Annotated in this window: 19 protein-coding genes; 15 read left to right on the top strand and 4 right to left on the bottom strand. The window is 54.2% G+C overall.

Going from position 1 to position 20,756, the window contains the following annotated elements:
* Positions 1–93: 93 nt before the first annotated feature.
* Complete coding sequence (locus CFT68_RS00525) at positions 94–672, top strand: hypothetical protein (RefSeq protein WP_088841479.1); 579 nt, start codon at positions 94–96, stop codon at positions 670–672.
* A gap of 90 nt (positions 673–762) precedes the next feature.
* Here the strand turns inward: CFT68_RS00525 and CFT68_RS00520 are convergent, their stop codons facing one another.
* The gene (locus CFT68_RS00520; protein ID WP_088841478.1) at positions 763–2,445 is read right to left on the bottom strand and encodes a pyruvate dehydrogenase complex dihydrolipoamide acetyltransferase; all 1,683 of its coding nucleotides are present in this window, start codon (positions 2,443–2,445) and stop codon (positions 763–765) included.
* Between the two features lie 207 nt (positions 2,446–2,652).
* Positions 2,653–3,279, bottom strand: a complete 627-nt coding sequence (locus tag CFT68_RS00515) for a histidine phosphatase family protein (RefSeq protein WP_088841477.1) — start codon at positions 3,277–3,279, stop codon at positions 2,653–2,655.
* A 208-nt stretch (positions 3,280–3,487) separates the two neighbouring features.
* Here CFT68_RS00515 and CFT68_RS00510 point away from each other — a divergent pair, with 208 nt between their 5' ends.
* The 8 genes from CFT68_RS00510 to CFT68_RS00475 all read left to right on the top strand — a co-directional run bounded on the left by CFT68_RS00510 (position 3,488) and on the right by CFT68_RS00475 (position 11,589).
* Positions 3,488–3,919, top strand: coding sequence for a hotdog fold thioesterase (locus CFT68_RS00510; RefSeq protein WP_088841476.1), 432 nt, complete (start codon positions 3,488–3,490; stop codon positions 3,917–3,919).
* Positions 3,916–5,139 carry a chorismate-binding protein gene (locus tag CFT68_RS00505; RefSeq protein ID WP_088841475.1) on the top strand — a complete coding sequence of 408 codons (1,224 nt, stop codon included), beginning with the start codon at positions 3,916–3,918 and terminating at the stop codon, positions 5,137–5,139. The genes CFT68_RS00510 and CFT68_RS00505 overlap by 4 nt, the downstream gene beginning before the upstream one ends.
* Before the next feature lie 175 nt (positions 5,140–5,314).
* Complete coding sequence (gene menD, locus CFT68_RS00500) at positions 5,315–7,255, top strand: 2-succinyl-5-enolpyruvyl-6-hydroxy-3-cyclohexene-1-carboxylic-acid synthase (protein ID WP_088841474.1); 1,941 nt, start codon at positions 5,315–5,317, stop codon at positions 7,253–7,255.
* A gap of 130 nt (positions 7,256–7,385) precedes the next feature.
* Positions 7,386–8,210 (top strand): 1,4-dihydroxy-2-naphthoyl-CoA synthase, encoded by an 825-nt coding sequence (gene menB, locus CFT68_RS00495; RefSeq protein ID WP_088841473.1) that lies wholly within the window; start codon positions 7,386–7,388, stop codon positions 8,208–8,210.
* A 124-nt stretch (positions 8,211–8,334) separates the two neighbouring features.
* The gene (locus CFT68_RS00490) at positions 8,335–8,697 is read left to right on the top strand and encodes a DUF6370 family protein (RefSeq protein WP_088841472.1); all 363 of its coding nucleotides are present in this window, start codon (positions 8,335–8,337) and stop codon (positions 8,695–8,697) included.
* Positions 8,698–8,756: 59 nt separating this feature from the next.
* Complete coding sequence (locus CFT68_RS00485; protein ID WP_088841471.1) at positions 8,757–9,266, top strand: hypothetical protein; 510 nt, start codon at positions 8,757–8,759, stop codon at positions 9,264–9,266.
* 473 nt (positions 9,267–9,739) lie between these two features.
* Entirely contained in the window at positions 9,740–10,873 is a 1,134-nt protein-coding gene (locus CFT68_RS00480) for an AMP-binding protein (RefSeq protein ID WP_088841470.1), read from the top strand.
* Positions 10,874–11,154: 281 nt separating this feature from the next.
* Positions 11,155–11,589, top strand: coding sequence for a hypothetical protein (locus tag CFT68_RS00475; RefSeq protein ID WP_088841469.1), 435 nt, complete (start codon positions 11,155–11,157; stop codon positions 11,587–11,589).
* 78 nt (positions 11,590–11,667) lie between these two features.
* On the opposite strand, the gene CFT68_RS00470 is transcribed toward CFT68_RS00475, so the two are convergent.
* The gene (locus tag CFT68_RS00470) at positions 11,668–12,321 is read right to left on the bottom strand and encodes a hypothetical protein (RefSeq protein ID WP_141106381.1); all 654 of its coding nucleotides are present in this window, start codon (positions 12,319–12,321) and stop codon (positions 11,668–11,670) included.
* 211 nt (positions 12,322–12,532) lie between these two features.
* Between CFT68_RS00470 and CFT68_RS00465 the strand changes: the two genes are divergently transcribed.
* The 6 genes from CFT68_RS00465 to CFT68_RS00440 all read left to right on the top strand — a co-directional run bounded on the left by CFT68_RS00465 (position 12,533) and on the right by CFT68_RS00440 (position 18,651).
* Positions 12,533–12,994 (top strand): ABA4-like family protein, encoded by a 462-nt coding sequence (locus CFT68_RS00465; protein ID WP_088841467.1) that lies wholly within the window; start codon positions 12,533–12,535, stop codon positions 12,992–12,994.
* Between the two features lie 157 nt (positions 12,995–13,151).
* Positions 13,152–13,820, top strand: a complete 669-nt coding sequence (locus CFT68_RS00460; RefSeq protein ID WP_170934659.1) for a CPBP family intramembrane glutamic endopeptidase — start codon at positions 13,152–13,154, stop codon at positions 13,818–13,820.
* 243 nt (positions 13,821–14,063) lie between these two features.
* Positions 14,064–14,930, top strand: a complete 867-nt coding sequence (locus tag CFT68_RS00455) for a hypothetical protein (protein ID WP_088841465.1) — start codon at positions 14,064–14,066, stop codon at positions 14,928–14,930.
* A gap of 521 nt (positions 14,931–15,451) precedes the next feature.
* Positions 15,452–16,498 carry a hypothetical protein gene (locus tag CFT68_RS00450; protein ID WP_088841464.1) on the top strand — a complete coding sequence of 349 codons (1,047 nt, stop codon included), beginning with the start codon at positions 15,452–15,454 and terminating at the stop codon, positions 16,496–16,498.
* 12 nt (positions 16,499–16,510) lie between these two features.
* Positions 16,511–16,960, top strand: coding sequence for a hypothetical protein (locus CFT68_RS00445; protein WP_088841463.1), 450 nt, complete (start codon positions 16,511–16,513; stop codon positions 16,958–16,960).
* A gap of 44 nt (positions 16,961–17,004) precedes the next feature.
* Positions 17,005–18,651, top strand: a complete 1,647-nt coding sequence (locus CFT68_RS00440; protein WP_088841462.1) for a sensor histidine kinase — start codon at positions 17,005–17,007, stop codon at positions 18,649–18,651.
* A gap of 108 nt (positions 18,652–18,759) precedes the next feature.
* On the opposite strand, the gene CFT68_RS00435 is transcribed toward CFT68_RS00440, so the two are convergent.
* Positions 18,760–20,304 (bottom strand): hypothetical protein, encoded by a 1,545-nt coding sequence (locus CFT68_RS00435; RefSeq protein WP_088841461.1) that lies wholly within the window; start codon positions 20,302–20,304, stop codon positions 18,760–18,762.
* Positions 20,305–20,756 lie beyond the last annotated feature (452 nt).

Genomic DNA, 20,756 nt, shown 5'->3' with positions numbered 1-20,756 from the left:
CCCACTGCCGGCAAGTATAGGGGTTTTGCAATAAAGTTTGGTAAGGAGTCTGCTGCCAGGTGGCCTGCAGAATATTTTCCTTAAGCTTACGCGATGAAGCTAGTATATATTATGGGCATGAGCTTGCTGCTCACATCCTGCGGCGACGTAGTAGATTCGCTGGACCAATCCGAAGTTCCTGATTATACCAAAGAATGGCTGCGGGAGCAGCATGGTCAGGTGCTTACCTTTCGTAACTCCGCTGGGCAGGTGCGCACCATCACGGTAGCACGCAAAGAGCAGATTCTGCAGGGCCAGTCCAAGGCAGGCTCTTTTGAAACCGAAATCATTACGCTACACTACCGCAACGGTCCCGACTCATTGCTGAACTTGACGCTGGAGGCCATATCGAATTCTATTACGGTAACCCACCTGGGTTCGCGCTGCGGCGTCATCAATACGTCCAACAGCCCCGGCCGCACCTCGTTTAATTCTTACGAAGTACCTCGCCTCGGCAACCCCATTGTGGCGCAGGATACGATGATTGGTGGCCGTACCTACCGCTACCTGGGCCGCATGGGTGTGCCCACAGCTGCCCACCTAACCGACACCCTAACTAACGCTTACTTCTCCCGGGCAGAGGGCCTGGTAGCCTTCACTACCAAACGAGCTGGCCTCTGGCATCGGCAATAGCCACAACGATAGTTATTGGGCCGCTACCAGCAAACAAAAAAGCCGACCCTAGGTAGGGCCGGCTTTCCTGCTTTATAAGCGCTTGACTTATCAGATGAGCATACGCATTGGGTCTTCCAGCAGGCTTTTCAGCGTCTGGAGGAAGGCAGCGCCAGTGGCACCGTCTACCACGCGGTGGTCGCACGAAAGGGTCACTTTCATGATGTTGCCGATGGCCAGCTGACCGTCTTTTACCACGGCCGTCTGCTTGATGCCACCCACTGCCAGGATACAGGCATCTGGTGGGTTGATGATGGCCGTGAATTCCTCAATGCCGAACATGCCCAGGTTCGAGATGGTGAAGGTGCTTCCCTCCCACTCAGCGGGCTGCAGCTTCTTGCTCTTGGCTTTGCCAGCGAGTTCTTTCACCTCCGTAGCAATGGTCGAGAGGCCTTTGCCGTCGGCGTTGCGCACTACGGGCACTAGCAATCCTTCGTCTACTGCAACGGCTACTCCGATGTTCACCACCTTGTTCTGGCGAATTTTGTCGCCGAGCCACGAGGAGTTTACTACGGGGTGCTGCTTCAGGGCAACAGCTGCGGCCTTGATCACCATGTCGTTGAAGCTGAGCTTCACCGGCGACAAAGTGTTGAGCTGGGTACGAACCTCCATGGCACGGTCCATCAGGATTTCCATCGTGAGATAGAAATGCGGCGCCGTGAACAGGCTTTCCGACAGACGACGGGCAATGACTTTGCGCATCTGCGACACGGGCGTGTCGGTGTAGGTGCCTTCGGCGGCTGCGGGGGCAACCGGAGTGGCCTGGGCCGGTGCCGCGGTAGCGGCAGGAGCTTCGGGGGCGGCCTGTGGAGCCGGCGCAACTTGAGCGGCAGGTGCAGCGGCGGAAGGCTGAGCGCCTTCTACATCGCGCGACACGATGCGGCCATTCTCGCCAGATCCTTTAATAGTACTCAGGTCAATGCCTTTGTCTTTGGCAATGCTCTTGGCCAGCGGCGAGGCGAAAATGCGGCCACCATTTTGGGCAGGTGCAGCTTCTGCCGCCGAAGCGGAAGCCGAGGCCGTAACAGCGGCTGGAGCCGCTTCAGCAGCCACCGGAGCCGGAGCCGCGCTACCACCCGACTGACCACCGAGCAGGGCCTGAACGTCGGCGCCTTCTTCCCCAATGATGGCCAAAATACCATCAACCGGAATAGCTTCACCTTCCTTTGGGCCGATATAGAGCAGGGTTCCGTCTTCGTAATTGTCCAGCTCCATGGTCGCCTTGTCGGTTTCCACTTCCGCCAGAATATCACCTGACTTCACTTTGTCACCTACTTTTTTGAGCCAGGCGGCAATAGTGCCTTCCGTCATCGTGTCGCTCATTTTGGGCATCCGGATGATGGTGGCTTTCTTGCCGTTGCCAGCTGGGGCAGCCGCTACCGGCGCGGCGACCGGAGCTGGTGCTGCCACGGGGGCAGGCGCGGGGGCTGCTTCTGCTTTTGGAGCCGCCGGAGCCGGAGCACCGCCGCCATTTAGTAGTGCAGAAATATCTTCTCCTTCTTTTCCCACAATAGCCAATAGGCCATCCACGGGTACTGCGTCGCCTTCTTTCGGACCGATGTGCAGGAGGGTGCCGTCTTCGTAATTTTCGAGTTCCATCGTCGCCTTGTCGGTTTCGACTTCGGCCAGGATATCCCCTGATTTCACTTTATCGCCTACTTTTTTGAGCCACGAAGCAATAACCCCTTCGGTCATTGTGTCGCTCATTTTGGGCATTTTTATGAGTTCGGCCATCAGCTTCTTCGGTTGGAATTGAGTGGGGCCAAAATTAGCCCGAAAATCCGGGGGTGCAAACTATAGCGCGTCTTCTAATGACAGGCCTAGAACAGCGAATTTTCGCCCCAGGTGGCCTACAAGGCCTTATTTATGTACTTCACTGTTTTGCCAGGTGTTACCCGAGCAAAATAGCAGGGTTTTAATCAGGAAAGTCAGCCGTAGCAGTTACACATGCGTTTCCTGTAAATGCCTAACATCCAGAAAATTCCGGACGGTGAACATAGAGCCGGTGTAATCAAGCTGGTACAAGCAGAGGTTGTGATGCTCGAAGCTGTCCATCTGGCTTAGCGGGTAGCCCAGCATTTGGCACAGAATTACGCGCATGGCCCGGCCGTGCATGCACACCAGTACCGTTTCTTCTTCGGGCCTGGAGGTCAGCAGCTCAATAACCGGGCGCTGACGGGCCGCCACATCGTCGGGACTTTCGCCGCCTTCGAGGCGGGCACTGGTTTGGCCGGCGCGCCACTGCTGCAATACACCAAAGTACTCTTCGTCTTCCTCGGCCGTGATGCGGGTGCCTTCGCGGGTGCCCCAGCTAATCTCGTTGAGGCCCGCGTGCTGCTCATGCCGGAGGCCTAGCGCCAGAAAATCGTGCACCGACTCGTGCGTGCGCCGCAACACGGAGGTATAAACTTTATCAAAAGGAATGTGTCGATAAGCCGCAAAAAAACGCGCCGCCTGCCGCCGTCCGGCCTCATTTAGCGAGGAGTCGACGCCGCTGCCTTGCACGATACCCCGCACGTTAAAGTCGGTTTGCCCGTGCCGAATCAGGTATATTTTTTTGACGCTCACTTTCCCGCTAGTTTTGCTGTTTATGCCGTTAAAGTACGGCCTTTTCGTCCGGACGGATACGTTTGGGCGTTTGGTTCCTTTTGTCGTCCGAACTAGTGCGTAGGACCTTTTCCCGCCAGAATGGTTATGCTATCAGCAATTCCTTCTAGCCTGACGAGAACCCTAGGCCACCTGTAGGATGCCCCATGAAGCAGCAACTCTCTCACGCATGAAGCTGGAGCAAATTAAACAATGGGTTGGCACCCGCCCTACCCTCGCCGATGCCCTGGGCATCGAGCTAACCGCTCTCACCGACGACTACCTGGAAGGCCGCATGCCGGTTGATGGACGCACGCACCAGCCCATGGGCCTGTTGCACGGCGGCGCATCTGTAGCGCTGGCCGAAACCTTGGGCAGCGTGGGCGCCGCCACCAAAATCGACCCCACCAAACAAGCGTGCGTAGGCCTCGAAATTAATGCTAACCACCTCAAAGGAGTACGCGACGGCCACGTAATTGGGCGGGCCACGGCCTTGCACGTGGGGCGTAGCACACAGGTCTGGGAAATCCGGATTACGCACGAGGAAACCGGCGCACTGGTCTGCATCAGCCGCATTACCATGGCCATTATCGACTTACCAGCGGCAGCTCCGAAGGCATGAGTGGCCTACAGCGCATTCCCTGGAACCCAAACCTAACTACCCCTGATCGGCTTCGGCGCCTGGTGGCGCTGGCCCTCACCAGTGGTAAACCAGTGGCGCTGTGGCGGCTGCCGGGCGCTGTGCACGCACGGCTCTGCCTCAGCATCAAAACCGATTCGGCGTACGTGGGCCTGCCGCCCGCGCTGGAGGCTACGGCGCCGGCGGGTTTTGCGTTTTTTCCCTTCTGGGATTCCGACCACAACCCGCCGCTGTTTCTGCCCGCTGATCTGTTTTTTGACCTAGGCCACCCCGAGGAAATTCAGGTGAGTGCTACGGCGGCGGCCCGCTTGCCGGAGTTGCGGCAGCGCTTTTCAGCATTGCCGGACACCCAGGAGCTGCCTTGGCACGTCAGTCAGCAGCCGGCTCCGGCCACGGCTTCTCAGACTGAGTACGAAGCGCTGGTAGCAGCCGGCGTGGCGGCTATTGAGGCGGGCGTGGTTCGGAAAGTGGTGTCGAGCAGAGCGGTGCGCAAGCCGCTGCCCGCCGGGTTTGATGCCCTGACGGCCTTTGAGGAACTACAGGAGCGCTACCCCAATGCGTTTGTATCCTTGGTGAGTGCGCCGGGGGTGGGCACCTGGCTGGGCGCCACGCCGGAGGTACTTGCCGAAATCGACGACCAGCAGGTGTTCCGGACGATGGCGCTGGCCGGCACCCAGCCGCTGCTGCCCGGCATGAAACCCGCCACCGCGCGCTGGGCCCACAAAGACCTGGAAGAACACGCCATGGTGGCCCGCTATATTGTAAACTGCTTCAAGCAGCTGCGCCTCCGCGAGTACGATGAACAAGGACCTCGAACCGTAGCGGCGGGCCAGCTTCTGCACCTGCGTACCGATTTTGCCGTGCACCTCGCCCAGGTTCCCTTCCCTACGCTGGGCACCGATATGCTCCGCCTCCTCCACCCCACCCCGGCCGTGGGCGGCGTACCCAAGCAGCCCGCTCTGGATTTCCTGCGCCGCCACGAAGGCTACGACCGCGCCTACTACGCCGGTTTCCTGGGCCCCGTGAACCTGCCCGAAGCGGGCGTGGCGCGCTTGTACGTAAACCTGCGCTGCCTCCAGCTCCGCCCTCAGGAAGCCATACTTTACGCCGGCACTGGCCTCACTATCGACTCTGAACCTGCCCGCGAGTGGCAGGAGACGGAGCTGAAGCTGCGCACCATTAGCGCGATTCTGCATGATTGAATTAACGCTAAAAGCCCCATCCTGCCGGTTAAAGGCACGTCATCCTGAGCTTGCGAAGGATCTTATCATATCAGCACGAGGCGCTAGGCCTGTCGTTCATACCTGACTAGATCTTTCGCACACTCAGGATGACGTGCCTTTTTAGCTCCTTTTGTCCCCTATCAATTTTACTGCAATGTCTTCCCTTCAAGCGGTTCATAACATCCCGGAAATCTGTGCTCAGCTAGGCATTACCGATGTAGTGTTGTCGCCGGGCTCCCGGTGTGCGCCGCTCACCATTGCGTTTGCGAGGCATCCGGCTATTAAGGTGCGGACGGTGCCGGATGAGCGGGCAGCGGCTTTCATAGGCCTAGGCCTGGCCCAGACCCAGCGGCGGGCGGTTGCACTGGTGTGCACCTCCGGCACGGCGGGCCTGAACTACGCGCCTGCCGTGGCCGAAGCCTTTTTTCAGCAGATTCCTCTGGTGGTTTTCACCGCCGACCGGCCGCCGGAGTGGATTGATCAGCTGGATGGCCAAACGGTGCGGCAAACCGATTTGTACGGTGCCCACGCCAAAGGCTCCTTCACGTTCCCTGCCGATACCACGCACGCCGATGCCAAGTGGCACGCCACGCGCGTGGTGTCAGAAGCCATAGGCCTAGCAGAGCAGTTTCCGGCAGGTCCGGTGCAGGTGAATATCCCGCTACGGGAGCCTTTCTATCCGAAAGCTGGCGAAGAGCTGCAGTTTGAGGCCGTTAAGGTTACTCGTGAGCTGCCAGGGCGGCCCCAACTGCCCGCCAACGTGTTGGCAGAGCTTCGGGCTGAAATCAGTGGTACCAGTCGGGTGGTAGTGGTGGCCGGGCAGCACCCTGCCGACGAAGCACTTCTGTTGGCTTTGCGCCAGTTTGCCGTGGCCTACCAGGTGCCCGTGGTGGGCGACTTAATTGCGAACCTGCACCTGCCCGCTGCCCCAAGCTTCGACCAGCGCCTACGCCCGCTAGGCCACCAAGATGTGTTTATGGCTGTGCCGGAGCTGGGGCTGAAGGAAGCCCTGAAGCCTGAGCTGCTCATTACCTTCGGCCAGTCACTGATTTCCAAAGCTCTGAAGCTCTACCTGCGCAACGCCAGACCGGCCCAGCATTGGCACATTCAGTCAGCGGGCGTAGTGGCCGACACGTTCCAGTCGCTCACCAAAACGGTGCGCATGGAGCCGGCTGATTTCTTCGCAGCGGTTGCCTCACCCTCCGGCCCCCTCTCCAAGAAAGGGGAGCCTGATGTAAACAGAGCTGAATCGTCAGGCTCCCCCTCTCCTTTTTTGGAGAGAGGGCTGGGGAGTGAGGCGCACGTGGCCCAGCCCGATGCTACCCGCGTAGCGCCCCGCCCTGCTCCTACTGGCCCGGTGCGCCTGGCCTGGCCTAGCAGCGGAGCACAGCTTTCCGAGACGGAAGCTACTGCCAAAGCTGCCTACCTCAAGCCCTGGCTCGCCGCCGAAAACTGGGCCACCGATTTCCTGGCTGAATTCATGCAGCAGCCCAACCAGCCGTTCAATGAGTTCACGGCCATCTATCAGTGCCTCCAACGCCTCCCCAATCAGTCGGCGCTGCACCTGGCCAATAGCATGGCGGTGCGCTACCCCAACATTCTGGGCCTGCCCGTAGGCCACCGGGTAGAGGTATTTGCGAACCGGGGCACCAGCGGGATTGATGGTTGTACCAGCACGGCCATCGGCTCGGCGCTGGCGCAGCCCGCTAGGCCAGTGGTATTGCTTACCGGCGACGTAGCGTTTTTCTACGACCGCAACGCCTTCTGGCACAACTATCCCACGCCCAACCTGCGCGTAATTCTGCTAAACAACCACGCCGGCGGCATCTTCCGCATGATTGATGGGCCGCGCCAGCAGCCGGAGCTGGAGGAGTTCTTCGAGACGCGCCAGATGCTCCGGGCCGAGAACACCGCCCGCGACTTTGGGCTGCGCTACACGGCCGTTTCTTCTTTTGCTGAACTAGAATCGGCTTTACCGGTTTTCTTTGCACCCGAATCCGGCGCCAGCTTGCTCGAAATCACCACCGACAGCAAGACCAACGCCGACTTCTTTGAACATTACCGGGCCATGGTCCGGACTTCTTTCTCTTCCTAAAGAACGACACTGCGCCATCTGCGAAACCTTCCGCGCCCTCGGCGGCCTAAAACGGCATCTACGACTTGTAGCCCATGGAGAGCACCGAAGGTTTCGCAGATAGCGCAGTGTCTTAAACCACCCATTAACTATGGCCGAACAAATTACCTGGACCCCGATTAAGGAGTTCCGCGAAATTCTCTTCACGCAGCATGGCGGCATCGCCAAGATCAGCATCAACCGCCCGCAGGTGCATAATGCCTTCACGCCCCTCACGGTGCAGGAGATGATTGAGGCCATGGATATCTGCCGCAACCGCACCGATATCGGGGTTATCATTTTCACGGGTGAAGGTGGTAAAGCCTTCTGCTCGGGTGGTGACCAGAGCGTGCGTGGCCATGGCGGCTATGTAGGCGAGGACACCATTCCCCGACTGAACGTGCTGGATCTGCAGAAAATGATCCGCTCTATTCCCAAGCCCGTGGTGGCGATGGTGGCGGGCTGGGCCATTGGCGGCGGCCACGTGCTGCACGTAGTCTGCGACCTGACCATTGCCGCCGATAACGCCCGCTTCGGCCAGACCGGCCCGAATGTAGGCTCGTTTGATGGGGGCTTTGGTGCGAGCTACCTGGCCCGCGTGGTAGGCCAGAAGAAGGCCCGCGAAATCTGGTTCCTCTGCGACCAGTACGACGCCCAAGAAGCCCTTGATATGGGCCTCGTGAACAAGGTGGTGCCTCTCGATAAGCTCGAGGAAACTACCGTGGCGTGGTGCAACAAAATCCTCGAAAAGAGCCCTCTGGCGCTGCGCATGCTCAAATCGAGCTTCAACGCGGAGCTGGATGGACAGGCGGGTATTCAGGAGCTGGCCGGCAACGCCACCTTGCTCTACTACCTCTCCGAAGAAGCCAAAGAAGGCAAAAACGCCTTCATCGAAAAGCGCAAGCCCGACTTCTCGAAGTTCCCCAAGTTCCCATAACGGACCAAGTGGCATAGGCCTCTTGAAACGGCTCGCGCCTCGGGGTGCGAGCCGTTTTCTTTTGTTCGCTTAGCTGGCCTCTGGCTATATTGCCACAAGTATATTTCCCCTGATGCCTCTCCGTATGAAATTCCTGTTGACACTGCTGTTGCTAAGCTTCGCGGGCGTAGCAACCGCACAAGCCCAAACTGCCCCCACCGCCGCCAGCACGGCCTCGCCTGATAAAAACAAAGAGCTTCTGCTGGTAGACGCCGCCTGCGGGCAGTGCCGCCTAGGCCTGCCGGGCAAGAGCTGCGACCTGGCCATTCGGATGGATGGCAAAGCTTACTTCGTAGACGGCACCACCATCGACTCGCACGGCGACGCGCATGCTAAAGACGGCTTCTGCAACTCCGTCCGGAAAGCGCAGGTACAGGGCGAAGTAGCAGATGGACGTTTCAAGGCTACATACTTCAAACTTGTTCCGGAACCTGCAAAAGCGCACTAGTAGAGGGCGGTCCTTACTCTTCGATCAGGTGCCTGAACCAGCCTCTATTTTTTAGCACGATGGCAGATTATACCATATTAGCCAACGGCACCCGAGACTTTCAGCTACTGCAGGCTGACAAGATACTGGGGGCCCTGCACTACACCGAATGGTTCTCCTTCAAGGCCGTTATAGCGCTGGCCGATGGCTCTACGTTTCAGATTGCGCCCCGTGGTTTCTGGGGAACTACCATCGAGGTGAGAGACCAGGAGGCGGTGCTTTTGAATTTTAAGATGAACTGGGGTGGCACTATTCTGATCAAGTCGAAAGCCACCAGCAAAGCCTACGTGTTCAAGCTGAAAAGCCTGCTCAAGAACACGTATGTCTTGCAGAATAAGGATGAACGAGAGCTATTGCTGGTGCAGCCCTCTTTCAAGTGGAACACGCTGAATTGCAATTACATGCTCACAAGCACCAACGAGTTTGAGGCTCTCGACTACAAGGAGCTGCTTTTGCTTACCACAGTCCATTGCGCCAATTACAGTATGGCAATGGCTGCTGGCGCTACCACCATCGCCATAGCTACCTGATATTCTAGCTTCGTGTGGTTCGTGCATTAACCCGCGGCTCAGCCTACCCTATAACGCAAAAAGCGCCGCCCGATCTGGGTGGCGCTTTTTGCGTTATAAGTTGTTGGTTAAAATATGGAGCCGTACCCGGCGCAACCCTCGCACCAGCCGAAAAAGTTACGAAGTCGTTCGTCCTTTGCGCGTTTCTTGAGCAGCTTTCGGGCTTTGCGCGCTGCCTCCGCAACCGGGTTAGTGGTGGGAGCCGCTATGCGGTTCCGGACAGTGAGGTAGCGTCGGAAAACAAAGGTTTTAGCCAAGGCAAACGGACTTGATACGGTAGGGAGCATGGCGGTGGGAGTTTGGTGACGTAGGTAATATACGGTTTTAACGGCTTCAATGTCAAGGGGAAGCAGGTTTTGTTGCCGGTTTTGCAGGAGCTACGTATGCTTTTGCGGTTATAGCTCTGAATATTTGCCCTGTCTTCTGCACCGCTTATGTCCGCCTCCACGCTCCTCCCCGACTCTCTGCTGCTCAACGGCCGTGAGTTCCGCTACCACGATATTCAGCAGTATCCTGCCAACTCGCCCACCGACCTTAATGGCTACGAGGCCCGCGTGCTCGACTTCTGCCGGCAGTGGCTGAACGGGGCGCAGGAGTTTGGCTTGCGCACCTCTGGCTCAACGGGAAAGCCACAGCTGGTACAGATGAAGCGGCGGCAGCTGGAAGCCTCGGCACGCCGCACCGGCGACTACTTCGACCTGGGCCCCGGCGACCGGATGCTGGTGTGCCTGAACTGCGAGTTTGTGGGCGGCATCATGATGCTGGTGCGGGCCTTTGAGCGCAATATGCACCTGACCATTGTAGAGCCCCAGGCCGACCCTATGGTGCTGGTGCCCACCGGCAATTTCGACTTTGCCTCCTTTGTGCCGCTGCAGCTGCGTGAGGTACTGGCCAATGGCCACGGCCCGCGCCTGAACCGCATGAAGGCCATTCTGGTAGGCGGCGCATCGGTGGAGAAAAGCCTGGAGAAGGAAATTCAGAAGCTGAAGGTGCCGGTGTACCTGACCTATGGCATGACGGAAACCGCCTCGCACATTGCCCTGCGCCGCCTTAATGGCCCCAACGTGTCGCCGCTGTACCAGGTGCTGCCCGGAATTCAGGTAGGCCAGGATGAGCGCGGCTGCCTTACGGTGCGCGCCGACGTTACCAACGACCAGCTCATCACCACCAACGACCGGGTAAATCTGCAGCCCGAAAATCACACGTTTGAATGGCTGGGCCGCGCCGATTTCGTGATAAACAGCGGAGGCGTGAAGGTGCAGGCCGAGAAAGTAGAACTTGTGCTGGAAGTGGCCCTAACGGAGCTAGGCCTATCCCGCCGCGCATTTGTGGCCGGCCGCCCCGATGCGCGCCTGGGAGAGCAGGTTACGGCGTTTGTTGAAGGCCCACCGCTGCCGCCGCATCAGCAGCAAGAGTTACTCTCGCTGCTCTCGGAGCGACTGGAAAAGTACGAGCGTCCGCGCGAAGTGGCCTACGTGCCGCAGTTCAAAACCACGGCTTCTGGCAAGCTCGACCGGCTGGGCACCATTCGGGGGCAGGCCGCGGCGCCGTCTGCCCATCAGCGGTAAGTGGCCTAGCAGCAGCCTGCAGCGGTTTGCTTTACGCAGGGCGTTTCGCTTTCTTACTGCCGTGAAATATTCGCTGTTTTATACAACGCTTTGGGCCTCGCGCTGAAGTCTTGCCTGCATCACATCGGGCTGCTTTCTCTCAACCTGATTGCGGGAAAGCAGCCATTCGTCATCAACTCAACTTCCCACACACCTTCACAACCTGATAGCCGCGCGCTGTAGAAAGCTCCTTGACAGGCCTTCTACAACACTTCGCGTGACTATTCTTCCAACCTTATTACATGAAACACCTTTTCGCTTCTCTGCTACTTGCTGGCACCTTGGCTGCTTCTACGGCGGCGGCACAAGCCCCAAACCCGGGCGTACGAACTGGCCCACTGGAGCCGGTGCGGTATGAGTTCTGTGAGCTGATGCGCACGGGAACCATACCGAGTGGCAAGCCGGAAAAAGAAAAGAGCGGCGACATCTACGTCGACTTCGGCTATGGCTATGAGAAGCTGGGCGGTTCCGAGCAGGTGATGCGGGAAGCGGGCAAAATTCAGGTGTTTGCCACTTCCATCAGCGCCCTGAATTATATGGGCTCTCTGGGCTGGGAAATTGTGCAGATTCTGGAGGAACCCGCCAGCGCTAAAGGCGCCAGCACTCCCGGCAATTTCGTGTACCGCTACATGCTGCGACGCCCACTCACGGCCAAAGGCATCGGCGCTCCGCGCTAGGCCAGCCTCAACGGATTTCTCATGCATTTGCGCAGCACCACTGGCCTACGGGCTGGTGGTGCTTTTTGCGTAGAATGGCTATTTGTGGCTTTCCAGACCTTGCTGCGAGAACAGCCGCTCGCGGCCCCGCACTACTTTGATAAAGTCGCCGAGGAAAAACTTTACACGGCCAAAGAAGATGATGCCACTCATATCGTCCTGGGGCTGTTTGCCGGCGGCCATCACCTGCCGGTAGCCCGTGCCCGCGCCCACGCCAATCCAACGAAATACGCGGTAATGCGCGGCAATAGAAGGCTCTAGCACGAAGAGCACCTCCCGGTCGGTGCGCCGAATGCCGCCATCGGGGAAATAATACTTGGTATAGTAGCTGCCCGCGCCCAGCTGTAGCGGCGTGCTCAGCTCCCAGCGCGGGTTGCCGATGAACACATACTCGCCGTAGGCCACCAAGTAGCGAAACCGCACTTCGTCGCGGGTGCCGCTGGGCGTGCCTTCGGGCTGCGCAATGCGGGTAGGCACGCCGCCCGAAAGACGGTACAAGCCCAAGCCCGCGCGCCAGCGGCCACGCCACTCTATGCCGCCTTTGAGGCCATTGATGCCGACCACCTTTCCATTGAGCAAGCTAAAGCGCTGATCAAACTGGAATACGGCCCGGCGGTGCGACTGCCGCACGAAAGTGGAATCATCTTTCAGAAGAGCTCCTGGGGCAGCGTAGGCCACTCCGGCTCCCCCCACAAGGAATAGGGTAACCAGGTAAGCCCGTCTCGGTAAAAATGCTGCCTTCACGCTGCAAAGGTACGCGGACTAGCTGAACGGTGTTCTATGCGCGGCATAACTGGCCTACGGCTTCTTCCGGTTTACCCGTTTCCCCTGACGGTTCACCCCGTTTTGACGCGGCAATGCTACCTACATTGTGCAAGTTTGGCTCAAGAAACTTCTACCCCGCATGGCACTCACCCCCGACCTGCTGTTTTCCTTAGCCAATTTTGTAGCAATGCTGGGTTGGGCCTTGCTGCTGCTGGCCCCGCGCTGGCGTGGCACCCGGCAAGTAGTGCTCAGTGGCGCATTGCCCTTGGTGCTGGCAGTGGCCTACACCCTTTTGATCGGGTCACACTACCTGGGGCCGCACACTTCCGAAGGCGGATTTAGCTCCTTAGCAGAGGTTGCGGCCCTGTTCCGCAGCCCGTGGGCGCTGCTGGCCGGCTGGGTGCATTACTTATGCTTTGATATGAGCATCGGTATTTGGGAAACCCTCGATGCCCGCCGGCGCGGCGTACCACACCTGCTGCTGGTGCCGTGCCTGCTGCTCACGTTCCTGTTTGGGCCGGTGGGGCTGTTGCTCTACAGCCTGGTGCGGCGCTTCTACGCCTGCGAAGTTGCTGCTCCGGTTTCCGCTGCCACGCCCTAACACTTAGCAGTAAAGCGCCCTCCTGTTGATGCGCAGGACCCAGGTTGCATAGCACCAACCGCACTATCTCGGAGCTAATCATTTCACCAACCCCATTATGTCATACCCCTTCCGCGCCACGGCCGCTATTCGGTCAGTAGCCAACACTCCCCTCCGCATGAGCTACCTCACTAGGTTACCCAAAACCGAGTTGATCCTCACTATCCTTTGCTTTGCCTTAATCCTGGGCATTCCACAGGTTGGAGTAATTGGCGCTTTTATTCTTGTATTTGCCTACATAAGAAGAAGCAAGGCGAGGCCACTTTTGCTCAATTCCATGAGATTTGTGCAACCCCTCAGTTGGTTGAAAGCAATTGCGGTTTCGGCAGTATTAGGTGTGGCAATTGAGTTATTTGTCGAGACTCTTTTTAACCCTCTTGTTGAAAAAACAACTAACACACCGATCGATCTGACTCAAGTCGATTTTAAGAACAATATTTTTATTTACGCAGGCTGGGTTATAGTAGGCTTTATTCTGGGCGGACTTCTGGAGGAAATTTTATTTCGCGGGTTCCTTTTAACGAGGGTATTCGCTCTGTTTTCTAATGCATCAACAGGAAACATAATCGGCTTGCTATCCACCTCCATAATTTTTGGAATGTGCCACGCCTATCAGGGCTGGAGTGGAGTTTTAAGCACGGGTTTTATTGGAATTATTCTGGGCATCGTTTTACTCATTAAACAGAATCTATGGTATTCTATATTGACACATGGGTTTATAAATCTGACCGGCCTTACTATCCTTTATTTAAATTACTATGACACGCTTAGAACATTATTATTTTGAATACATGCCACAGTAAGCCATATACCTATTTCATCCAATTCACGCTGCTGCATATTTTCTAGCATTCGGCTCATACCAGCCACAAGAAATAGCTTGGCATTGCGAATATCCTAATCAATACAGACAGATTATAAGGCGCAATAATTTTGTGGTTAGCAGTAATATCCTGCCAGAAATTAGGAACCGCCCATGTATGGATTCGCAACCTACTTATTCCCCGCTTTTACTTAACGCTCTACTGCAATGGCTGCCACTTATCCCCTGAAGCCCGCTTCAACATACCCCGTTCAACCGAGCACAGCCCACTCCTCGCCCTTGAGGTTTATTGCCGATTGGCTGCGGGTACTGCACCGCGTGAATCCGGTGCTGTCGTGGGTGGGCTGGCTGCACGTAGGTTTTTTGCTGCTGGCACTGGTGCTGCTGCCCTTTGATACGCGGGCAGTGACTGGCCTACCAGTTTGGGTGAAGCCGATCAAGTTCGCGCTATCAGGCCTGCTCTACCTCTGGACGCTGGCCTGGCTGCTCGCCGACTTACCCTCTCCGGCGCAACGCGCCGTGCGCCGCATCAGCTGGGGTATAGGCCTAAGCATGGCGGTAGAAATGGCGTGTATCGCTACGCAAGCGGCTCGCGGCACCACTTCTCATTTCAACAATGCCACTGCCTTCGATGGGCTGTTGTTCAGCCTCATGGGCGTATTTATCCTGGTCAATACGCTCCTGACAGTGTGGGCCGTGTACCTGGTCTGGCGGTACCGCCCAGATGGCCCCGCTGGCTATGTGTGGGGCGTGCGCCTAGGCCTGTTGCTATTCCTCATCGGGAGCGTATTGGGCGGCATGATGATTCACCTCAACCAGCACACCGTCGGTGCCCCCGATGGCGGTCCTGGCCTACCGGGCCTCGGCTGGAGCACCCGGGCCGGCGACCTGCGAATTGCCCACTTTCTAGGCCTGCATGCGCTGCAAGTGGTTCCCCTATTTGGCTGGTGGGTCAGCCGAAAGATACCTTCTCGCGCCGTACTGATTACGTGGCTGGGAGCAGCAATGTACACTGGGTTGGTAGCAGCGCTGTTTGCACAAGCTATGCAGGCCAGTCCGTTTCTAAGGTGGTAACTATTGCCATCGGGCAAGAATCACAATCACCACGCCCACTGCACAGCTTCTTATAAGCTAAGTACACTAGAGCAGAGTAGGAAAAGCCCTTGGCGCCAATATGGTTGCCAAGGGCTTTTTAATGCGCCAGAACTAAGAAAAGGCCTATCGGGAATAAGCTTCTGCTGACAAGTGGATACTCCTAAAAAATACCCTCCATAACCATTAGCTGAACTGCAGAGAATAACATACATTTAGAAACATTTTAATAAATTTTATTCATATAAACTGAATAAAACCACATTACACACACCCCTACGTTGCTTATGATTCAGGCCCTGAAAGAGCCTTTAGCTAACAGTAATCGCCTAAGCCGGCAGCTATGTAGTAACGTCCTTTTCTCCCTGTATCTATTGCCTAGTGTATAAGCAGTTGGCGCCCAGCAAGTACGCAACGCAGACCACTACCTGCGTAATCGACTACCCGCTTTTCAGTTGGTGACATCACCTCCTTCATTTATCGAATAAATTCAAACAGCAGGTATGGAAAGAACTAAGTACTCATTAATCCTTTTATTCATCAGTACTCTACTCTTGTGCTCGGCACACCGGGTAGTGGCCCAGCGTACCCAGATAAGAGGGTTTGTAGATGCCTATTCTTATTACCAAAAAGGCAAAGCGAATTTTGGGCTTGGTGAGCAGGACTTATTTATTACATCAGAGATAACCGAGAGATTATCATTTCTGGGGGAAACCGTTTTTAAATATTCCTTGGATTCTCCCACCGATTTCGATATCAGTGTAGAACGCATAATATTGAAATACAATTATGCGGGCAATCATAGCGTCTTAATTGGCAAACACCATACTCCCATCAACTATTGGAATGATACTTACCACCATGGCCGAGTTTTCTTTCCAACGGTTGAGCGCCCTTTAGTTTTTTCCGAGGGTATAATACCACTGCACACTACTGGCATCAGCTTACAAGGGCAAAACCTTGGCAGACTCCGGTTTGGCTATGACGTTATGGTTGGCAATGGGCTAGGCTCAGGAGATATTGCTGATAATAACCCTTTCAAATCGCTGACAGCCGCTGTGCACGTGAAGCCCGTTGATGGCTTCCGCCTAGGGGCCTCCTTGTATCATGATGTCCTTTCGAAAGGCAGTATGTCGCACAATCATTCTGGCGGCACTAACACCCTGATTCCGTCTAAGGTCACTCAAAATATAATGACCGCCTCGGTTTCCTACACCGATTCTGTCTTCTCTAAAAGGTATGAGCTCTTAGCAGAAAGCAGCATGGCTATAAACAGGTCCGACAGCCTTGGAATGCAGCAGGCATTAGCTTCGTATGCATATGCAGGTTTTAGAATTACTGATAAAATCATTCCGTATATCAGGCTCGACAATATTCAATATCGCAATAAAGAGGTGTATTATTTAAATAACAACGTCCGATCATTTGTTGGTGGCCTACGGTATGAAATAAGCTATTTAGCCGTGCTCAAGCTTGAATATCAACATATACAAAGATCAACAGTTGGCACACCAGACAAATTGATCTTTCAAGTAGCAGTCGGTTTCTAACTTATATACGCGATGAATTGGATTTACCGACGCCTTACTCTACCCTTTCTCTTTTTTGTATACCTCTCGCTACCGGCTAATTCTCAAGACAATAGTAATCTTGTGGTGATTGCGAATGGAAAAGCAATACCAGCCGAAATGAAAATAGAGCAGCTTAAGTCTGTGATGCGAGGAGAAAAACTACGCTGGCCAGATGGCAGTAAAGTAGTTATAGCACTTCTAAAAAGCAATACACCAATAGGGGTTGTTACCAGCAAAAAGATTTACAACATGAGCCCAAATGATCTAAATAAATATTGGCTTGCTCTGGTATTTCAAGGCAAGGCTGCTGCACCAAATTTTTTCAATAGCGAATCTGATCTTGAAGAATTCGTTTCACAGACAAGCGGCGCAATTGGCATTGTCACACAAGCCTCGGCTAACAATAAGGTTATAGCTATTGATGGAAAGAAGTCTTTGTAACGCCCATCCACTAGAAGCACTAATTGCTTACCTATATCTGCGCTATGGTAACTAATTTACCCAAACCACAACTTTTTCAAATTATAAAAGGCTTACGCCTCACGGTCAAGACTAAAATATGGATGACGGTGACTAGTATAGTATTGCTATTTTCCTTCTTCGTTCTATTTTACTTACCCGCAATACAAGAAAGAACACTTCTTAGTAATTTCAATAAGGAAGTGCAAAACCAAGCAAATACTGTTGCGCTTGGCGTTAAAATAGCCATGACTGAACAAAATTTCGAAGGCGTTCAGACTGCTATGGATTTTGTTAAAAAAGACCCCTTGCTCCGATTTGTTAGTTTATTGCAAACCGATACGGTGTGGAATAAGACCCATTCTAGCTTTAAAATAAATAGAACCGTTTTTAAAACGTACCCTGACAGCAAGCAGATTGATGTTGATGCCATATCTAACGACTCAATAGTTGTAAAGCGAACTGCATTCAGCACCGCCCTTATGCACGGGGAAGTTGCTTTGGCTTTTTCCACCAAAGAAATAATTCAAAGCAAAAGACAAATTCGCATCACCTCTTTATTCTTTAGCTTTCTAGTTTTCAGCATAGGTATTGTTATCGGCTTTGGCCTAGCCAGAAATATTTCCATTCCAGTACTAAAACTCCGAGATGCTGCTACAAAGGTGGGCAGAGGCGACCTTACTCAACGAGTATTCAGTAAGTCAAGGGACGAAATAGGCGAACTTGGTTTAGCCTTTAACAAAATGGTCACTGACTTATCGGCGGCTCGTCAGGAGCTAGAAGACAGAACCAAAGAATTGATCAAGGAAAAAGAGAAATCTGATGATTTATTTGAGGGCCTTAATAAAACGCTTACCGATCTAAAAGAAACGCAGGAGCAATTAATTCGGCAAGAAAAATTAGCATCCATTGGTCAGCTTACCAAAGGCCTAGTTGACCGTTTGCTTAATCCGTTAAACTACGTAAACAACTTTGCCGCAGTATCTAATGAGCTATTGGATGAAAGTAAAGAGCTATTAGCTAAAGACGTATACGTACAAGATGACCATCTTCAGCATGAGCTAATGCCATTACTCTCCATGATTGAAGCTAATACGGAAAAGATTCAGGAGCATGGGCATAACATGACGAGAATCATCAGAAGCATGGACAAAATCCTACAGATAAAGTCCGATGTTTTTGTTGGGACTACTCTTAATTCTTTTATAGATAGTCAGCTTGCCTTGTACAGAAACAGTATCAATAGTGCTCAAGGTGGTATTTCACTTGAGTTGATGCACGAACCTGAAAACGACTGCTCTATTAAGATCTTACCAGCAGAAATGAATTCAGTTATTTATAATATTATCAGCAACGCCGTCTATTCTCTAAATGAAAAATCAATTATAGACAAATCATTTCAACCTAAAATCATTGTCAAAACTAGTGTCAATGACCAATTTGCAGAAATAAGAATTGAAGACAATGGCAATGGGATGTCAGATATTGAAAGGCAACAATTATTCTCTCCTTTCTTCACAACCAAGCCTACTTCCAAGGGAATAGGCCTAGGCCTATTCATCAGCCAGGATATTATTAAAATGCACAAGGGAAGCATATCTGTTGACACACAGAAAGATGCATTCACGGCATTTACAATCCGATTACCACTATCAACGTCCGCTATAGTTTAATAAGAGATGAACGTTATATCCTCGGTATACCAATCTTCGTTCACTTGCAGAGTAAAGGGCTAGCACCTGAGCCCCAAAAGTGGCACCTTATTGTGCTCCCAACACAGCTTACTTCAGCTGTTTGAATTTACGTTTAATGACCTCCTGCACGGGCACGTTTTCGATCTTACTTTCCAGCCAGGAAATGATATCGAGGTAGAGGAAGGGGCGGCGCTCGAAGGAGTTTTCGGCAATACGAATCAGCTTGTCTTTGAGCTTAATAAACGCCTCTTTGAGCTGCGAAGGCGCTACATCGCCGAGGTTGCGCAGGAACTGGAAGATGGCCTCCTGCATCTGCTGTTGGTCGTTCATTTTGCCCAAGAAGCGGTACACCGACCGGATTTGATACTCCAGGGCTTCGTCGCGGCCGGCCTCGTAGTGGGCAATCAGGTTGAGGATGCGGGCAAAGCACTGGATGTCCTCGCGCAGGTTCGCTTCCTTGAAGAAAATCACCTTGTTGAGGTACTCAATGGCCTTGTCGGGCTGGCCGCTGCCGAAGTAGAGGCTGGCAATTTTGTAGTAGAACACCAAGCGCCGGTGCGAGTCGAGCTGAATGCGGAAGTGGTCCAGCTTTTCCAGCAGTTCCGGGATAATGGTGAGGCCTTCGGTGAACTGCCCGCGCATGAAATACCCATTGAGCCGGTTCGTGTAGATATACAGGAACAACAGCATTTCAATGTTGGGGCTGGTGCGCCGGTCGGGATCAGCGGCGTAGGCCTCTAGCTGCGTCAGCACCTGCTCAAACTTGCTATAGTACAGCATATTGTGCGCCGTAATCAGCAGGTTATGCAGGCCTTTGATGTAGAGCATGGCCTGCTGCTCGCGCATGGTGGGGTTATTCTCAAACAGATCTACCCACTTCTGCGCGTAGCGAAAACACAGGCGGAAGTTTTGCGTGATGGTGTAGTACCACACGTGTGCCTGGTAGTAGTAGAGCTGCTCATAAAAACCAGCTTGCCGCGGGTCCAGCGTGGGCAAACCGTCGCGGAAATAGGCCGTGATTTTCTCGTAATCCTGCTGGTTGCGGGTGTGTCCAATTTTGAGGTAGCGCCCGTACATGCGCAGCGCCAGGTTGGACAGCTCGTGCTCCCGGGCCAGGTGCACCACCGTATCCGTAGCCTCATCCGACAGCTCCCGGGCCCGCCCCCGCAGGCTGCGCGTGATGTACTGCCCTTCAATCAGCTTCTCAAAATCGAGGGCCAGCAGCACAATGTGCAGCATCTCGGATTGGTGGGCCGTGGCCTTTATCTTCTCCAGCATGCGCAGGCTCTGCTGATAGAGGCCGCGGTTGTAGAGTACGCGGGCGTAATCCAGCTGCTCATGAAGCTGAATATCGAGGTTATGGCCGGCGTGGTACATGCGCAGACTGGCTAGCAGCTGCTTATATAAATTCGCCTTGAGGTTGGCTACTTGTACTTTCTTGATGGCCGGCACCTGGGCCAGCACGCGCTCCTCATCGTACTTCTCCTGCCCATCCAGCGCATCGAAAAGCTGCAAAAACTTTAGCCCATCAGTGGAGCCCTGCCGGTTGGCAAACAGCCGGAAGTGCCGCTTTTCGGTGCGGGTCAGGGTCTTGATTAATTGAAAAACCGGATCGGAACTTTCGTTGGGCATTGTATGAGGCCAAAAGTTAAATCACTGTTATACAGATATTTATTTATTTAAAATAAACATATAGAAATAGTAACACCTGAAGAAGAAAGTTTGAGCTACCAGAATAGGCTAGTGTACTTGTGCTCATCAATAGATCGTAAAGATGATATGCCTGAGCACTTTTCCACCTTCTGGTCTGCAATTTTTCTTCCGCACGTAACGGCCGGCTTGCGGGCCCTTATCACGCAGGTTGCTCCCTCTGAAGACACCATCAGCGGATGCTACTCCCTGCAAAGAGTTGCAGCAAACCAAGGCTCCAGTAGGCCACTCCCCCATCCCTCTTCCTGCTTCCACTTCCGCGTTCCATGACCACTGCTTCCCATCCCGTCCTGCTAGTCATTATTCTGCCATTGCCGGGCTGAAAGGAAGCGCCTTGTCCTGATTCGACCAGCCTTTCTCAGCCCAGCGCTCAG

The sequence above is a fragment of the Hymenobacter gelipurpurascens genome, assembly GCF_900187375.1.
Lineage (GTDB): Bacteria > Bacteroidota > Bacteroidia > Cytophagales > Hymenobacteraceae > Hymenobacter > Hymenobacter gelipurpurascens.
Note: the sequence above shows the minus strand (reverse complement) of the source record. Positions and strands in the feature narration are given on the sequence as shown.

Coding starts and splice junctions, on each gene's coding strand:
- CFT68_RS00455 (WP_088841465.1), top strand. CDS start 14,064: ATGGCTGCCACTTATCCCCTGAAGCCCGCTTCAACATACCCCGTTCAA.
- CFT68_RS00450 (WP_088841464.1), top strand. CDS start 15,452: ATGGAAAGAACTAAGTACTCATTAATCCTTTTATTCATCAGTACTCTA.
- CFT68_RS00505 (WP_088841475.1), top strand. CDS start 3,916: ATGAGTGGCCTACAGCGCATTCCCTGGAACCCAAACCTAACTACCCCT.
- CFT68_RS00435 (WP_088841461.1), bottom strand. CDS start 20,304: ATGCCCAACGAAAGTTCCGATCCGGTTTTTCAATTAATCAAGACCCTG.
- menB (WP_088841473.1), top strand. CDS start 7,386: ATGGCCGAACAAATTACCTGGACCCCGATTAAGGAGTTCCGCGAAATT.
- CFT68_RS00485 (WP_088841471.1), top strand. CDS start 8,757: ATGGCAGATTATACCATATTAGCCAACGGCACCCGAGACTTTCAGCTA.
- CFT68_RS00445 (WP_088841463.1), top strand. CDS start 16,511: ATGAATTGGATTTACCGACGCCTTACTCTACCCTTTCTCTTTTTTGTA.
- menD (WP_088841474.1), top strand. CDS start 5,315: ATGTCTTCCCTTCAAGCGGTTCATAACATCCCGGAAATCTGTGCTCAG.
- CFT68_RS00460 (WP_170934659.1), top strand. CDS start 13,152: ATGAGCTACCTCACTAGGTTACCCAAAACCGAGTTGATCCTCACTATC.
- CFT68_RS00440 (WP_088841462.1), top strand. CDS start 17,005: ATGGTAACTAATTTACCCAAACCACAACTTTTTCAAATTATAAAAGGC.
- CFT68_RS00520 (WP_088841478.1), bottom strand. CDS start 2,445: ATGGCCGAACTCATAAAAATGCCCAAAATGAGCGACACAATGACCGAA.
- CFT68_RS00465 (WP_088841467.1), top strand. CDS start 12,533: ATGGCACTCACCCCCGACCTGCTGTTTTCCTTAGCCAATTTTGTAGCA.
- CFT68_RS00525 (WP_088841479.1), top strand. CDS start 94: ATGAAGCTAGTATATATTATGGGCATGAGCTTGCTGCTCACATCCTGC.
- CFT68_RS00510 (WP_088841476.1), top strand. CDS start 3,488: ATGAAGCTGGAGCAAATTAAACAATGGGTTGGCACCCGCCCTACCCTC.
- CFT68_RS00480 (WP_088841470.1), top strand. CDS start 9,740: ATGTCCGCCTCCACGCTCCTCCCCGACTCTCTGCTGCTCAACGGCCGT.
- CFT68_RS00490 (WP_088841472.1), top strand. CDS start 8,335: ATGAAATTCCTGTTGACACTGCTGTTGCTAAGCTTCGCGGGCGTAGCA.
- CFT68_RS00475 (WP_088841469.1), top strand. CDS start 11,155: ATGAAACACCTTTTCGCTTCTCTGCTACTTGCTGGCACCTTGGCTGCT.